Consider the following 14501-nt stretch of genomic DNA (forward strand, 5'->3'; position numbering starts at 1 on the left):
GAGAGGGAGAGCAAGTTTGAAGTCGCCGAAACCCGAGTCAGGTCATGCCGCACGTATTGCACTAAATGGCAATTAAGCAACAAGCAGACATCTGTCTGCTTGTGCCCGATAAAAATTACTTGAGTTCCTTAAGAACCTGGTCAGTGATGTCAATCTTCGGGTTGACGTAGATAGCTTCCTGAAGAATGAGGTCATATTTTTCGCGCTGAGCGATGTTCTTGATGACCGTGTTTGCCTGACGGAGAAGCTTCTGAAGCTCCTCATTTCTGCGCTGATTGAAGTCTTCGCGGAGTTCGCGCTGACGGCGCTGGAAATCGCGGTCTCTTTCAGCCAAATCACGCTGCTTGCGAATTCTTTCCTGTTCCGTCATTGTGCCGGCGTTCTTTTCGAAGCGCTCGACGTCATTTTTCAAACGCTGACCGGCAGCATTGAGCTCTTTATCGCGCTTAGAGAATTCCTGTTCAAGTTTTTTACTTGCGGCCTGAGCAGCTGCAGAATCGCGAAGAATAACCTCGGTGCTGACAACACCGATCTTAACTTCTGCCTGCACTGCTGTCGCAGCAGAGCAAACCAAGGCGGAAACTAAAGCAACCGCTAACCATTTTTTTTGCATGAATGTATCTCCTACACAATTGTTTAATTGTGCCACAAATTTATTAGAAACCTGTACCAATTTGGAATTGGAATCTCTGAAGCTCGTCACTGTCCTTCTTATTGAGCGGGAATGCGAAGCTCAATTTAAGCGGGCCCATCGGAGAAATCCAGGCTAAACCGAAACCGACGGAGTAACGAAGGTCACCGAGGTCAAGCTTGTCTTTCTCATAGCGATCCACAACATAACTGCCGTTAGCTGCTTGTTTGTAAAAGGCTTTGCGGCCCCAAACCCAGCCGCCATCCAGGAAGGTGAACATACGAAGGGTTCTGTCTGCCCCGGGGATCGGCGTCAACAGTTCGAGAGAGAAATTGAGTTTGCGGTTACCGCCGGAGGCATCTCCGTCTGTATCACGGGGGCCCAAGGAGGAAGTATCGTAGCCGCGAACTGAACCGATACCGCCACCATAGAAATTCTTGAAGAACGGGTACTGTTTGCCTGCATAACCGTCACCATAACCGAGTTCGGTATTGAACGCAAAAGTAATGGATTTCGTAACCGGAACAAACTGCTGGAACTGGTAGGTCGCACGATAGTATTTCAGATCAAGAACAGGAAGAGAAATTTCACCGAACAATCTCTGATAGCGGCCGCGAGTCGGAGCCAGAATGTTGTCTCGGGTATCACGAGACCAGCCGATCGTCGCTGCAATGCTCTTCGGCTTCTTGCCGTAATCGTTGACATAGTCGACGTAGCGGCGCGGAGCACCGGAGCCGACGGTCACATCGGTCATTTCAAACTTGCCGCCGAGAAAGATCTGGTCGTTTTCCGTAATCGGCACACCGTAAGTTACGCCGGCACCGTACGTTTCGTACTTAACGTCATCGGTAATTTCGAGTTCGTCCAAGTCGAGCTTACGATCGTAAATTTCGAAGGACTGGCTAATACCCGAAGTCGTGATGTAAGGCTGCGTGAAGCTGGCAGCATAAGTTCTAGAGCTCTTAGACGTATTGACTTCAAGAGATAGAGAATTACCGGTACCGAAAACGTTGTTCTGCGAGAAACCGCCGGAAAGAACAATACCTTCGGAGGTGGAGTAGCCGGCACCGATCGAGATGTTGCCGGTCGGACGTTCTTTCACGTTAACGGCCAAATCAACTTCGTCCGGAGAACCGGGTACGGGTTCGGGTTCCGCAGTAACAGTTTCAAAGAAACCGAGACGGTCGATACGGTCACGAGAAACGGCAACTTTATCGCTGTCAAACCAGCTCGCTTCATACTGACGAACTTCACGACGAATGACTTCGTCCTGAGTACGCGTGTTGCCGGTAATGTTCACTTTACGAACATAAACTCGGCGGCCGGGGTCAATCGTGTATACGACACTAACTTCATCCGGATTTTCCGGATCAACGACCGGATTCGGGTTTGCTCTTGCAAACGCGTAGCCCAAAGCGGAAAGACGATCCGTAAATTTCTTTGCCAGACCATTTACTTCGGAAGCGTTGTAGACGGAACCCGGCTTGATATCCACAAGATCTTCAAACTCGGGCTCAAGGCCAAGCATGTCACCGGTTAAGCGGATATCTTTGATTGTGTACTTTTTGCCTTCATCAATATTGATGGTGACAAAAATCTCTGACTTATCGGGACTGACAGATACTTGTGTCGAGTCAATCTTGAAGTCGAGGTAACCGTTGTTGTTGTACAGAGCGCGAATTGCCTCTAAGTCGGCAGTGAGCTTCTCTCGAGAGTACTGGTCGCGTTTGGTATACCAAGAGAACCAGTTCGGGGTACCGAGCTGCATTTCGTCGCGAAGATCGCCTTCGTCATAAACTTTGTTGCCGACAAAACGGATTTGCTGAATCTTTGCAGCAGGACCTTCATCAACGTCGATGTTGATGCGGACGCGGTTGCGTTCGACCGGCGTCACAGTGACTTTGACATCTGCGGAGTAACGGCCACGCGAGAGATATTGGCGTCTTAATTCTTGAACGGCACGGTCTAACACCGCACGGTCAAAAATAAAGCCTTCGGCTAAGCCCACATCACGGAGAGATTTTTCAACACCTTTGGCATCAAACTCGGAAATACCGGTAGTGTGAATGTTTGCGACCGTCGGACGTTCCTGAACTCGAACAACCAGGACGTTGCCGTCCATGTCGAGCTGAACGTCTTGGAACATTCCGGAGGCATACAGAGAACGCAGTGATTCAGCGCCCAGCTCCGGAGAATACGTGTCTCCCACTCGGATCGGCAGATGCGAAAATACAGTACCCGCCTCCGTACGGGAAATGCCCTCGAGTCGAATGTCTTTAATCACATGACCCTGTGCAAGCACGGTCGTCGCTGCCAAAGCTAAAGCGCAAGCTAGCGCTATCTTCTTAGGATGAGGCATATTCTATAAATTAAAAAATGACCCTGCGTGATTGAAATCACGGCAAAAGTCGCGTCAAATCATTAAATAGTGCAAGTATAGTCAAACCAAAGAGAGCTGCGATGCCAATCTTTTGTGCAGACGCTTGTACAGCCTCAGAAACCGGCTTACCAGTCACTACTTCGAGAGAATAATACAGGAGATGGCCGCCGTCCAACATGGGAATCGGTAACAAGTTCAAAATTCCCAAGCTGATGGAAACCAACGCTAAAAACGAAATAAAAGGAAGAATACCCAGCTGAGCAGTCTGGCCGGCATAGTCGGCAATCGTCACCGGACCAGAGATGTTGCTGATAGAGACATCACCGGTGAACATCTTTCCGATCATTCGAACAGACATCGCCGCGGTATCCCACGTCTTCTTCACACCCTCGGCCAGACTCTTTAGGAGGCCATAAGAAACCTGAGTGTGCGGAAAATCTACCCCGATCGCTGCGCCGATGCGGCCGATTTCATTACCCTGTTCGTCCATAGCGGCTGCCGGTGTAACTTCCAGAGTATGTGTCGGACCGTTTTCGTCTCCGACGAGTAATGTGACGGGTTTCCCGGGATATTTTTTGATTTCACTGACAAAATCTTTCGGCATCTTAACCGGAACATTACCGACGCGATAAATATGGTCGCCGATTTTGATTCCGTCGCGCTGCGCGGCAGAGTTCTCAACAAAAGATGAGATAAACGGATGGCCCATATTCAAATGAAGACCGACCTCATCAAAAGGATCGGCATCTTTTGCTTTCGGGTCCAGACTCATCTTCGTGAGGTCAATTTCTTTCGTTACTTCGCTCCCGTTGGGACGGTGAACCAAAATATCCGTCGTACTTCCGAACTTATTCAGCATCTCCATACGGAGATCCGTAAAAGTTTTAATTTCGGAATCGCCGACTTTCAGAATCTTGTCGCCGGCATGGAGTCCGGCCATGGCGGCCGGCGTACCGGCGGGAGGCTCGGCAACAACCGGCGTCGGCTGCGTGCTGCCTATCATGAAGATAGAAGCGTAAAGCAGGACGGCGAGCAGAAGATTGGCAAATGGACCTGCAGCAACGATGGCGAATCGCTGCCATACATTCTTGGCCCCGAATTCACGGTTTTTATCTTCCGGTTTGATAGGCAGACAGGCAGGGTCTCTCGCATCAAGCATCCTGACGTATCCGCCTAAAGGCAGTGCACTAACCGCCCACTCGGTTGCGTCCGGGTCGTTCTTGCGTTTATAGATAAAAATCGGTTTTCCGAAGCCGAGAGAAAATCTCAGAATTTTTACGCCGCAAAGTCTGGCGACTAAATAATGCCCGAGCTCATGAAAGGTAATCAAAATACCGATCGTTACCGCAAAGGCAGCAATGGTCGTCAACAATGTCAAGGTTAGTTCTCCAGTTTGTCGCAAAAACCTTCGAGCCAAGACTGAGCCAGTTTTCTGGCTTCTTTATCCGTTTCCAAAATCTCTTCCAAGTTGGTCGGAGTCGGGGGCTGGAAGCCGTACATCATTGCATGACACAGGCGTGCAATGTCGGTAAAGCCGATCTTGCCTTGAATAAACGCCTCGACGCCGATCTCGTTGGCCGCGTTCAAGACGATCGAAGCAGCTCCGCCCAGCTTCAATGCATCATAAGCGTAGCCGAGCTGGGGAAAACGTTTTAAGTCCGGTTCTTCGAAGGTTAACGTTTTGATTTTTGAGAAGTTTAATGGTTCTACTCCGGCGTCCAATCTTTCCGGGAAGCCTAAAGAGTAAGCAATCGTGTTTCTCATGTCTGGAGCGCCCATTTGGGCAATGACTACGCCGTCGGCGTATTGGACCATAGAGTGAATGACGCTCTGGGGATGAACGACAACCTGAATGCGTTCCGGTTCGAAATCAAAAAGCCAGCGGGCCTCGATAACTTCCAGGCCTTTATTCATCAGCGTCGCAGAGTCAACGGTAATTTTCTTGCCCATCGACCAGTTTGGGTGATGCGTGGCTTCTTCAACCGTGACATCAGAGAGGTCCTGTCTTTGACGGAAAGGGCCTCCCGAGCAAGTCAGAATGATATTGGCTTCACATCTAGCTTTTTTGGTCGCGCCGACAAGACACTGGAAAATGGCATTGTGTTCGCTGTCAACCGGCATGAGAACAGCACCTGAGGCCTTTATCGCATCCATCAGGATTCGGCCGCCGCAAACGACACTTTCCTTATTGGCGAGCAGAAGCTTTTTTCCGGCTTCCGCAGCTTTAAATGTAGAAGAAATTCCGGCAGCTCCGACGATGGCTCCGATAACGATATCGACTTCGGGGTTCGCAGCGATTTCATCGATCGCCTTCGAACCGGCCAAAGCTTCGGCCGTACTTCCGGCAGCTCTAAGCTCTTCCTGTAAGGCTCCCAGAAGCTCTTTATCAGCAATAACCGCGACTTTAGCTCCGCTGTCCTTAGCCGCTTGAGCGATTTTTTTAACGCTGGAATTCGCCGTTACCGCATACACGGTGAACCGGTCGGGATAACGAGAGATGACATCTAATGAACTTTTACCGATCGAGCCGGTCGCACCGAGTATCGCAATGCTTTCCATGACTGAAACTTAGTAACCTTGGAGGAAAAGAAGAATGAAGACGGTAAGCGGAAGAACGCTCATCTGAGCGTCGAGACGGTCGTAGAAACCACCGTGTCCCGGAAGAAGATTGCTCGAATCTTTGACACCGGCGGAGCGCTTGAGGGCACTTTCAAACAAGTCGCCGGCAATCGAAAACAGAACTACTACGATCAGGATCAAGGCAGAAGCCCAGCCTGTTAAATGAGAGATCAGAGCGTTGGTCCAGAGCGGGAAGGACGGCTGAGCCCAATAAAGAACGTACGACAAAGCCAGGACACTTACAAAAGCCGTCAGCGCGCCTGACCAAGTCTTTTTCGGACTGATGCCTTCGGCCATCTTCGGACCGCCTAGGCAGCGGCCGCCGAAATAGGCCACGATATCGGCAACCCAAACAATAGCTAAGACGGAAAGCATGTAGATGGTGCCCTTCTCACGGAAGAGATACATGAGGGAGAACCAAGCTGCCGGAACAAAGATCCAGGCAAGCAAAGCCCCGATGCCTTTCGGTACCATCCAGCCGGAAGCCCGGCGAGTGAAGATGACAGCGGTGATAACAGCCCAAAGCACGGTAGCCACAGCTGTAATAATCATGAGCCCGTTGCCGGACTGAATGGTTTGCAGCGCAGCCGGTGAAACATACTCTAGAAAGAAGAGGAAGGCCGCCAGCAAAACGCCGCAGACCATAGCGACTCCGTTATTCCATTTACAGATCCGGAGCCACTCCCAAAAGCAGCATCCGATGGCAATCGCGGCCACCGCCGTGAAAGCGAGAGGGGAAATTAAAAGCGCGCCGATGATGATAATTAACAACACAACGGCGGTGATGACTCTTTGCAGCAACATGAACTATTCCTTTTTCGCTTCCTGTTGAATTTGTTCGGAAGTCTTACCAAATCTACGTTCTCTATTAGAGTACCAATTTAGCGCATTTAAAAACTCGTTCTCGGTGAAATCGGGCCATAAAATTTTCGTGAAATAGAGCTCCCCGTAAGCGAGCTGCCACAGCATAAAGTTGCTGATGCGCTCCTCTCCGCTCGTGCGGATAAACAGGTCCACATCTCCGGAATCTGCTAACGGCAGCAGTGATGCAAATTTTTGTTCCGTCAGCTCCTCCGGAGGAACCTCACGAGATCTTTTGGCAGCTTCAAGAATCTCCCAGCGGCCTCCGTAATTCACGCAGACATTGAGCGTAAGACCCGTGTTGTTCTCTGTGATCTTCATTGAATCTGCGATTTGCTGCTGAAGTTCTTCAGAAAAAGCTGTCAAATCACCGACGAGACGAACACGAACATTCGCTTTATTGAGAGCGGCGATCTCTCTGCGCAGACTCACGAGAAAAAGCTTCATCAAGCCCTTCACTTCTTCGGCCGGCCGATTCCAGTTTTCGCTGGAAAAAGCAAAGAGCGTCAAATGCTGAACTCCGGCCTTAGCCGCAGTCTGGATTGCAGTTCGGACGGACTCTACCCCTTTTTGATGGCCCATGAGACGCGGAAGCTTGCGGGCCTTGGCCCATCTTCCGTTGCCATCCATAACAATAGCCACGTGACGGGGCACCCTTTCACGTGGCTTTGCAGTCAATTCCTGACTTGTCATAGGATTTAAAACCGATTAAACGGTCATGATTTCCTTTTCTTTTTCGGCAATCAGCTTGTCGACTTCACCGATGTACTTATCGGTGAGCTTCTGAATTTCAGTATTGGAACGGCGTTCGTCGTCTTCGGAAATTTCTTTTTCCTTAACGAGCGCGGCAACCTTGTTGTTGGCGTCACGGCGCAGATTGCGGATGGCAACCTTAGTTTCTTCGCCTTCGGAACGAACGACCTTCGTTAAGTCACGGCGGCGTTCTTCTGTCAGAGGAGGCATCGGGACGCGGATGACTTCGCCGGAAGTTGCCGGATTCAGACCCAGATCGGAGTTGCGGATTGCTTTTTCAACCACGGCAACCATTTTCTTTTCCCAAGGCTGAACAGTGATTGTTCTGGCGTCGGCCAAACCGAGCTGAGCGACCTGAGAAATCGGGGTCGGGCAGCCGTAGTAATCGACGGTGATATGTTCGAGCAAACCGGTATGAGCACGACCCGTACGGATCTTCATCAGGTTTTCTTTGAGCGTTTCAATAGAACGCTTCATATGATGTTCGGACTGTGAATAGATGTCTTTAGTTGTCATGTCAATTTCCAATCTCTGCAGATTTCTCGGCTGCAAGTCGCAAAACTTAGTCGCACGCCGGTGAGCAGAAAATCACGGACGCGGTCAAATCCGCCGAAATAAAACAACGGCGGCAGTGACAGCCTTATTAATTCGTTGAGTTTACCACGGAGCGCAATAGCCTCAAACCGCTCGATTCGAGTTGGTTTAATAGGCTCCTCGGCCAAACGCGCTTAAGCTCAAAACATCTGATAAGGAGTTTGAACTATGGCAAAAATTGAAAAAATGTTCGGCGCAATCCTGAAAGATCAGGAACAAAAGAGTGATGAACTGCGCGACAAGATCCACGCAGAAAACAAACTCAAAAAGGAAGAAGCTGAGAAATCTTCCGAACGCGAAAAAGCCGAAAAGTAATTCGCCGACCGAAAAAGAAGCTCCGGACCCGCTGATGCAGGCCCGGAGCTTTTTGTATCCGTTTTTTTCTCGGTTAAACGTGAACGAGCGTGCCCTCGTCTTCACCAAGCACAACGCGTTTGAGCGCGCCGGGCTTATGAAGGTTGAAGACTCTGATCGGCATGCCTTGATCGCGGCAGAGCGTAAAAGCCGTGGCGTCCAAAATCTTGAGTTTCTTCTGAATGGCTTCGTCGAAGGTCAGAGACTTATACATTTTTGCGTTGGGATCCTTCTTAGGATCAGCGGTAAATACGCCGTCAACCTGAGTGGCTTTCAGAACCATATCGGCTCCGATTTCCGCACTTCTCAGAGCTGCAGCAGTATCCGTTGTGAAGAACGGATTACCGGTGCCGGCAGCAAAAATCACGACGCGGCCTTTCTTCAGATGGCTCAATGCTTTGCCGCGAATGTACGGCTCGGCAACCTGGTCGATATCCAGGGCGCACTGGACACGGGCTTCAACACCGGCGTTTCTCAGTGCATCCTGAAGTGCCATTGCGTTCATGCAGGTGGCCAGCATGCCCATATAGTCGCCGGTGGCGCGATCCATACCGGTAGAGCCGAGTGCGACTCCGCGGAAGATGTTGCCGCCGCCGACCACGATCGCAAGCTGAACGCTTAAGTCAACTACTTCCTTGATTTCGCCGACGATGCTTTTAAGCGTATCGCGGCTGATGCCGAAGGCGTTGTCGCCCATAAGGGCTTCGCCGGAGAGTTTCAGCAGAATTCGTTTGGTTTTAGGCGTTTCAGACTTACTCATCGTTTACTCCGAAAAAAGTTCAACAATTAGGCACGTGCGGCAGCAGCCTGAGCAGCAACTTCGGCAGCGAAGTCGTCGTTGCGTTTTTCAAGACCTTCACCGACAACAAACAGCGCAAATGCAGATACTGTAGCACCATTGCTCTTCAGGAGTTCGCCGACGCTCTTAGAGTCGTCCTTAACGAACGGCTGAGAAAGAAGCGTGACTTCCTTGAGGAACTTGTTAACGGAACCTTCGGCGATCTTCTCGATCAGGTGTTCCGGTTTGCCGTTTTCGCGAGCTTTTTCGATAGCAACGCGGCGTTCTGTTTCGATCAGGTTCTGATCAACACCGTCTTTGTCGAGAGCCTTCGGCTTAGAAGCAGCGATGTGCATAGCCACGTCGTGAGCAACTTCGTCGTTGCCGCCGACCACGTCAACGATAACGCCGATCTTGGCGCCGCCGTGGATGTATGTGGAGAGCTTGCCTTTACCTTCAATGATCTGGAAGCGGCGGATGGAGATGTTTTCACCGATCTTGCCGATCAGGCCTTTACGAACTTCGTCAACGGTAGAGCCGTTGAGCGGAAGAGCGGAAAGAGCAGCAACGTCAGCCGGTTTGTTTTCGGCGACGAGCTTGGCGATATCGTTGGCGAAAGCGATGAAGTCGGCATTCTTAGCAACGAAGTCGGTTTCGGAGTTCAGTTCAACGATAGCGCCGATCTTGCCCGGTTCGTCGATGTAGATAGCGACAACGCCGTCAGCGGTAATGCGGCTAGCAGCCTTAGTGGCCTTGTTGCCGAGCTTAACGCGAAGAATTTCTTCAGCCTGCTCCATGTTGCCGTCTGCTTCTGTCAAAGCCTTTTTGCATTCCATCATCGGAGCGTCGGTTTTAACACGAAGTTCTTTAACCATTGCGGCAGTGATAACAGCCATTGTTTTATCCTTAAAAAATAATTGGTTTAAAAAGAAAGGGGCGCGAACGCCCCTTCCCTTGGTACTTCAGACAAGAAGAGGCGAATTACTCAGCTTTTTCTTCGACAGCGGCTTCTTCAACGAAGTCGGAGTCTTTAGCAGCCTTGACAGTGTCTTCAAGGTTCTTGTTCTTGCCTTCAAGAATTGCGTCAGCAAATCCTTTAGCGTAAAGAGCAACAGCGCGGGCGCTGTCGTCGTTACCCGGGATGACATAGTCAACACCGGCAGGATTGTGGTTCGTATCAACGATACCGACAACAGGAATACCAAGCTTGTTAGCTTCCTGAATAGCAATCTTGTGGTAGCCAACGTCAACAACGACCAGAGCGTCGGGCAGACCGTTCATTTCTTTGATGCCGCCCATAGCTTTGTTCAGCTTTTCGAGTTCACGAGTGAAGTCGAGAGCTTCTTTTTTGGTCATCTTTTCAAGAGCGCCGTCGGCAACTTTCTGTTCCATTTCTTTAAGACGCTTCAGGGAAACCTTAACCGTCTTGAAGTTGGTGAGCATACCGCCCAGCCAGCGCTGATCAACATAAGGCATTCCGGCGCGTTTGGCTTCAGCAACGATGGCGTCGCGGGAAGTGCGCTTTGTGCCGACGAAAAGGATGGTGCCCTTCTGAGCGGCCAGGTTTGTTAAGAACTTGGCAGCTTCGTCGAACTTAGCAACAGTCTTTTCGAGGTTGATGATGTGAATCTTGTTACGAGAGCCGAAAATGTACTGGGACATTTTGGGGCTCCAAAAACGAGTCTGGTGACCGAAGTGTGCACCGGCTTCGAGCAGTTCACGCATGCTCAGAGATGACATATCTTTAATTCCTTTAGGGTTTAATTCCAACAGCCTCACGTTTTCCGAATGGAACCCTGTTGTGAGACTGCGCTATTTAACAAAAAAGTCCAAACGTTTCCGTCCGGATCGGGGCGGAATTCTATCATGCTTTTTCAAAGAGTTAAGCGTTTGAAAAGAGGCGTTACAACCTTTTGACGTTCCTTTTTGAGACAAAACAAATGAAACCTTGTTTTAGCGGCGATTTAAAGAATGATCGCCACCTTTCTTCCGGTTGACCTATATAAGGCTGAGATAACTCCGCTCATCGGTGAATCCACTAAAATTGCGGCATTGAAAAACTTTTTCGAGTCAGATTTAATCAATGTTTGACAATATTCTTATTAAGACCCCGGAACAAATCGAAGGCATCCGGGCGGCCTGCCGCGATGCGGCTTTGGTTCTCGACTACATTGAACCGTTTGTTAAAGCCGGCGTCACCACCGAGTACCTCGATGATTTGATGCTCAGATATACCGAAGACGTCCTCAAAGACAAGTCCGCTTGCCTCAACTACGACCCGGACGGCACCAATCCTTATCCGAAAGCTACCTGCATTTCCGTCAATCATCAGATCTGCCACGGTATTCCAAATGAGAAAGTGCTCAAAAACGGCGATATCTTAAATATTGACGTGACCGTCATTAAAAACGGTTATTACGGAGACACCAGCCGTATGTATTCCGTCGGCCATATTTCCGTTGCTGCTAAGCACCTCATTAATGTCACTTTCGACTCCATGTGGAAAGGCATTGAAATCGTGCGTCCCGGCGCCCATTTCGGAGATATCGGCTATGCAATTCAGCATTTTGTCGAACCTCAGGGCTGCAGCGTCGTTCGTGAATTCTGCGGTCACGGGGTCGGAGTCGGTTTCCACGAAGATCCTCAGGTCTGCCATTACGGCAAGCTCGGCACCGGCGCTGTCATGAAGCCCGGCATGATCTTCACGATCGAGCCGATGATCAACGCCGGAAGAAAAGAACTTCGCATTCTTCCGAACGGCTGGACGGCTGTAACCAAAGACAGAAGTCTTTCCGCCCAGTGGGAACATACGATTCTCGTCACTGAAACCGGATACGAAGTTCTGACGGTCTCGCCAAAATGCCCGCCTGCTCCCTCATGGATAAAACCTTCTTCCTAAATTAATAAAGAAAGAATCTCAAGGCTATGGAAATCAACGAAATCGTCAAAAAATTTAAAGATCAGCGAGAAGTTTTAGCAAAGAAGTTTTTGGCGGACGTTGACGCCGATGCCTATCTTTCTGCGCACGCCAAGGCTGCCGACAAGGCAGTCTTGGCGATTCTCAAGCTGAATCAATTATCCGAGGATGTTGCTGTCGTTGCCGTCGGAGGCTACGGCAGAGAGCAGCAATTTCCCTACTCAGACCTCGATCTTCTTTTCCTTCTGCCTGACGGCGTCCGAGACAAGGACTTAAAAACGATTTCCGATGCGATCGGCAACTTATGGTCGCTCGGTTTGACCGTCGGTTACTCGGTGCGAAGCATCGAAGAATGCCTTGAACAAGCCGAAGTCGACATTACCGCTCAAACGGCGATGCTTGAGTCGCGCCTCATCGCCGGAAATGAAGAGCTTTTTAAGACCTATTCGGAAACGATGGAAAAGAATCTGAATCTTAAAAAGTTTTATCGGGCAAAATTCATCGAACAGCAGCAGCGGCATTTGAAGTACCACGAGTCCTCTTATGCTCTGGAGCCGAACATTAAAGAAGCCCCGGGCGGTCTTCGAGATCTGAATATTTTGATCTGGGTGCTCAGGGCGGCTCGTCTCGGCAACACTTGGCAGGAAGTCTTTGAAAAAGGCTTGATCACCCGCCGAGAATGCGAACTTTTGGAATCTGTCACCAAAAGCCTTTATCGGCTGCGGATTCATATGCATTTGCTCACCAACCGCCACGAAGACCGATTGATTTTCGAAATTCAGGAACCGCTGGCTAAAGCGCTGGGCATTGTCGGGACTGTCGGCCGGCGTCCGAGTGAAGTGATGATGCAGCACTTCTACGTCAATGCAAAAACCATCGGCCAGCTCAACTCCATCATTCTTCAGGCCATTAAAGAGCGCTACTCTAAAGAGCCCGAACAAACCGGTGAACCCATTTGCAGCGGTTTTGTGCGTCAGGGCGACGTGCTCGGCCTTGAGTCTCCCGACGTCCTCGTGAAGAACCCTGAAAGAATTCTCGAGGCCTTTTTAATTCAGGAACGTCATCCGGACATTCCGATGAAGTCTTCCCGACTTTACCGTGCCTTATTTGAAGCTCATTCTCTGATGAACAAAGAATGGGCTGAAAATCCTGTCAATCGTCAGACATTCTTGAAGATTATCCAAGGACGCAGAGGCGTCTGGCACGCTTTGGAAGAAATGAACCGCTGGGGTGTGCTCGGAAAACTGCTGCCGTCTTTCAACCGAATCGTGGGTCAAATGCAGCATGATTTGTTCCATGCTTACACGGTCGATCAGCACACACTCCTTGCAATTCGTTATCTCCGAAACTTCACACACAGTGAAAACGCCCACGAGCTGCCGCTCTGTACCGAACTCATGATGGCAATGAAGGGAAGCTGGCGTTTGGTTCTTGCTCTTCTCTACCACGACATCGGTAAAGGCAGAGGCGGGGACCACAGCAAAATCGGCGCGGAGATTGTTCGGCAGATGTGTCGAGATTTTGAGATCGCCGATGAGGACGCTGACTACATCGAGTTCCTCGTTCGTGAGCATTTGACCATGAGTATGGTTGCCCAAAAGCAAGACATCTCAGATCCGGAGGTTATTGAAAACTTCGCCAAGAAAGTTGGAACGATGGAGCGCCTCGTCAGTCTTTATCTGCTTACCGTCTGTGACATCCGAGCGACGGGACCGAAAATTTGGAACGCCTGGAAAGCCCAACTTCTTGAAGATCTGTTTTATTCGACCGCCCGTTTCCTTAAGGGCAAAGGCATCGACAGAGATTTATTGGTATCCCGGCGCCGTAAAGATGCGCTGCGCTTGACGCGCTTTACGCCTGAACAGAGAGATCGAATTAATAAGTTCTGGGATAACTTTGACGTTGCATACTTTATGAAGCACTCCGTGCGGAATATCGTTTGGCACGCCAAGGTATTACTGCCGCATCTCGATTCTCCGAAGTCGTTTGTCGCATCCAGACCGCTGCGCGGCATGGAACACGCACACGAAATTCTTATCCTGACGCAGGACCGCCCCGAACTTTTTGCCCGCATCGTTTCTAATCTGCAGCAATACGGTCTGTCCATTGCCGAAGCCCGTATCCACACGGGGCGCGACGGACGAGTGGTCGACTCTTTCATCGTCGTTGACGACGGCTCAGACCCCAACTTCGAACAAGAGTTCGCTCGTTTCCAAGAAATCCTCGCAGAAAAACTGGATTTGGCTGAAAAGCTTCCGCCGCCTCTTCGCGGACGCCCGTCCCGTCAATCCAAGCTCTTCCCGATCTCACCGCAGGCTTCGCTACGACCCGATGCCGCTGGAAGACAATACATGCTTTCGATCGTCACAACCGACCGGCTCGGCCTTTTGGCATCCATCGCGCGAGTCTTTGTGCAGTACGGAATCAATCTTGTGACAGCCCGAATCACGACGCTGGGAGAAAGGGCGGAGGACGTCTTCCTGATCGAAAGCTTTAAGCTGCGGGATCCCGTCTTCTGCGCTGAATTTGAAAAGGCCGTTTTGGAAGCTTTGGAGCTTTAGTTAAGGTCCCTTCGGAAACGCAAAAGGGGCTGTTGCAAAAGTCTGTCGAAAGC

Annotated in this window: 13 protein-coding genes; 3 read left to right on the top strand and 10 right to left on the bottom strand. The window is 50.3% G+C overall.

The annotated features are described in order from the left end of the window. Positions 1-115 precede the first annotated feature (115 nt). From HMPREF9439_RS00310 to frr, 7 genes are read right to left on the bottom strand one after another with little or no spacing between them, the layout of a single operon-like run. On the bottom strand, positions 116-613 hold the full coding sequence (locus HMPREF9439_RS00310) for an OmpH/Skp family outer membrane protein (RefSeq protein ID WP_008812018.1): 498 nt from the start codon (positions 611-613) through the stop codon (positions 116-118). A gap of 43 nt (positions 614-656) precedes the next feature. Continuing rightward, complete coding sequence (gene bamA, locus HMPREF9439_RS00315; protein ID WP_008863278.1) at positions 657-2990, bottom strand: outer membrane protein assembly factor BamA; 2334 nt, start codon at positions 2988-2990, stop codon at positions 657-659. Positions 2991-3027: 37 nt separating this feature from the next. Further along, complete coding sequence (rseP, locus tag HMPREF9439_RS00320) at positions 3028-4383, bottom strand: RIP metalloprotease RseP (protein ID WP_008863279.1); 1356 nt, start codon at positions 4381-4383, stop codon at positions 3028-3030. A gap of 8 nt (positions 4384-4391) precedes the next feature. After that, entirely contained in the window at positions 4392-5570 is a 1179-nt protein-coding gene (locus tag HMPREF9439_RS00325) for a 1-deoxy-D-xylulose-5-phosphate reductoisomerase (protein ID WP_008863280.1), read from the bottom strand. A 9-nt stretch (positions 5571-5579) separates the two neighbouring features. Then, entirely contained in the window at positions 5580-6434 is an 855-nt protein-coding gene (locus HMPREF9439_RS00330) for a phosphatidate cytidylyltransferase (protein WP_008812014.1), read from the bottom strand. 3 nt (positions 6435-6437) lie between these two features. Continuing rightward, positions 6438-7184, bottom strand: coding sequence for a polyprenyl diphosphate synthase (uppS, locus tag HMPREF9439_RS00335; protein WP_008863281.1), 747 nt, complete (start codon positions 7182-7184; stop codon positions 6438-6440). 15 nt (positions 7185-7199) lie between these two features. Beyond that, positions 7200-7760, bottom strand: coding sequence for a ribosome recycling factor (gene frr, locus HMPREF9439_RS00340; RefSeq protein WP_008812012.1), 561 nt, complete (start codon positions 7758-7760; stop codon positions 7200-7202). Between the two features lie 246 nt (positions 7761-8006). On the opposite strand from frr, the gene HMPREF9439_RS13160 reads away from it, so the two are divergent. Further along, positions 8007-8153, top strand: coding sequence for a hypothetical protein (locus tag HMPREF9439_RS13160; protein WP_008863282.1), 147 nt, complete (start codon positions 8007-8009; stop codon positions 8151-8153). Positions 8154-8226: 73 nt separating this feature from the next. Here the strand turns inward: HMPREF9439_RS13160 and pyrH are convergent, their stop codons facing one another. The 3 genes from pyrH to rpsB all read right to left on the bottom strand — a co-directional run bounded on the left by pyrH (position 8227) and on the right by rpsB (position 10710). Continuing rightward, positions 8227-8952, bottom strand: a complete 726-nt coding sequence (gene pyrH / locus HMPREF9439_RS00345; RefSeq protein ID WP_008863283.1) for a UMP kinase — start codon at positions 8950-8952, stop codon at positions 8227-8229. Between the two features lie 26 nt (positions 8953-8978). After that, on the bottom strand, positions 8979-9866 hold the full coding sequence (gene tsf / locus HMPREF9439_RS00350; protein ID WP_008812010.1) for a translation elongation factor Ts: 888 nt from the start codon (positions 9864-9866) through the stop codon (positions 8979-8981). 85 nt (positions 9867-9951) lie between these two features. Then, positions 9952-10710 (bottom strand): 30S ribosomal protein S2, encoded by a 759-nt coding sequence (rpsB, locus tag HMPREF9439_RS00355; protein WP_021868607.1) that lies wholly within the window; start codon positions 10708-10710, stop codon positions 9952-9954. 343 nt (positions 10711-11053) lie between these two features. Here rpsB and map point away from each other — a divergent pair, with 343 nt between their 5' ends. Together map and glnD are read left to right on the top strand one after the other, a co-directional pair. Further along, on the top strand, positions 11054-11869 hold the full coding sequence (gene map / locus HMPREF9439_RS00360; protein WP_008812008.1) for a type I methionyl aminopeptidase: 816 nt from the start codon (positions 11054-11056) through the stop codon (positions 11867-11869). A gap of 26 nt (positions 11870-11895) precedes the next feature. Continuing rightward, positions 11896-14448: a [protein-PII] uridylyltransferase gene (glnD, locus tag HMPREF9439_RS00365; RefSeq protein ID WP_008863287.1), complete on the top strand. Its 2553-nt coding sequence runs from the start codon at positions 11896-11898 to the stop codon at positions 14446-14448. Positions 14449-14501: the final 53 nt, after the last annotated feature.

Source organism: Parasutterella excrementihominis YIT 11859, assembly GCF_000205025.1.
GTDB classification, from domain to species: Bacteria; Pseudomonadota; Gammaproteobacteria; order Burkholderiales; family Burkholderiaceae_F; genus Parasutterella; species Parasutterella excrementihominis.

Coding starts and splice junctions, on each gene's coding strand:
- HMPREF9439_RS00310 (WP_008812018.1), bottom strand. CDS start 613: ATGCAAAAAAAATGGTTAGCGGTTGCTTTAGTTTCCGCCTTGGTTTGC.
- bamA (WP_008863278.1), bottom strand. CDS start 2,990: ATGCCTCATCCTAAGAAGATAGCGCTAGCTTGCGCTTTAGCTTTGGCA.
- glnD (WP_008863287.1), top strand. CDS start 11,896: ATGGAAATCAACGAAATCGTCAAAAAATTTAAAGATCAGCGAGAAGTT.
- HMPREF9439_RS13160 (WP_008863282.1), top strand. CDS start 8,007: ATGGCAAAAATTGAAAAAATGTTCGGCGCAATCCTGAAAGATCAGGAA.
- pyrH (WP_008863283.1), bottom strand. CDS start 8,952: ATGAGTAAGTCTGAAACGCCTAAAACCAAACGAATTCTGCTGAAACTC.
- uppS (WP_008863281.1), bottom strand. CDS start 7,184: ATGACAAGTCAGGAATTGACTGCAAAGCCACGTGAAAGGGTGCCCCGT.
- HMPREF9439_RS00325 (WP_008863280.1), bottom strand. CDS start 5,570: ATGGAAAGCATTGCGATACTCGGTGCGACCGGCTCGATCGGTAAAAGT.
- frr (WP_008812012.1), bottom strand. CDS start 7,760: ATGACAACTAAAGACATCTATTCACAGTCCGAACATCATATGAAGCGT.
- rpsB (WP_021868607.1), bottom strand. CDS start 10,710: ATGTCATCTCTGAGCATGCGTGAACTGCTCGAAGCCGGTGCACACTTC.
- tsf (WP_008812010.1), bottom strand. CDS start 9,866: ATGGCTGTTATCACTGCCGCAATGGTTAAAGAACTTCGTGTTAAAACC.
- map (WP_008812008.1), top strand. CDS start 11,054: ATGTTTGACAATATTCTTATTAAGACCCCGGAACAAATCGAAGGCATC.
- HMPREF9439_RS00330 (WP_008812014.1), bottom strand. CDS start 6,434: ATGTTGCTGCAAAGAGTCATCACCGCCGTTGTGTTGTTAATTATCATC.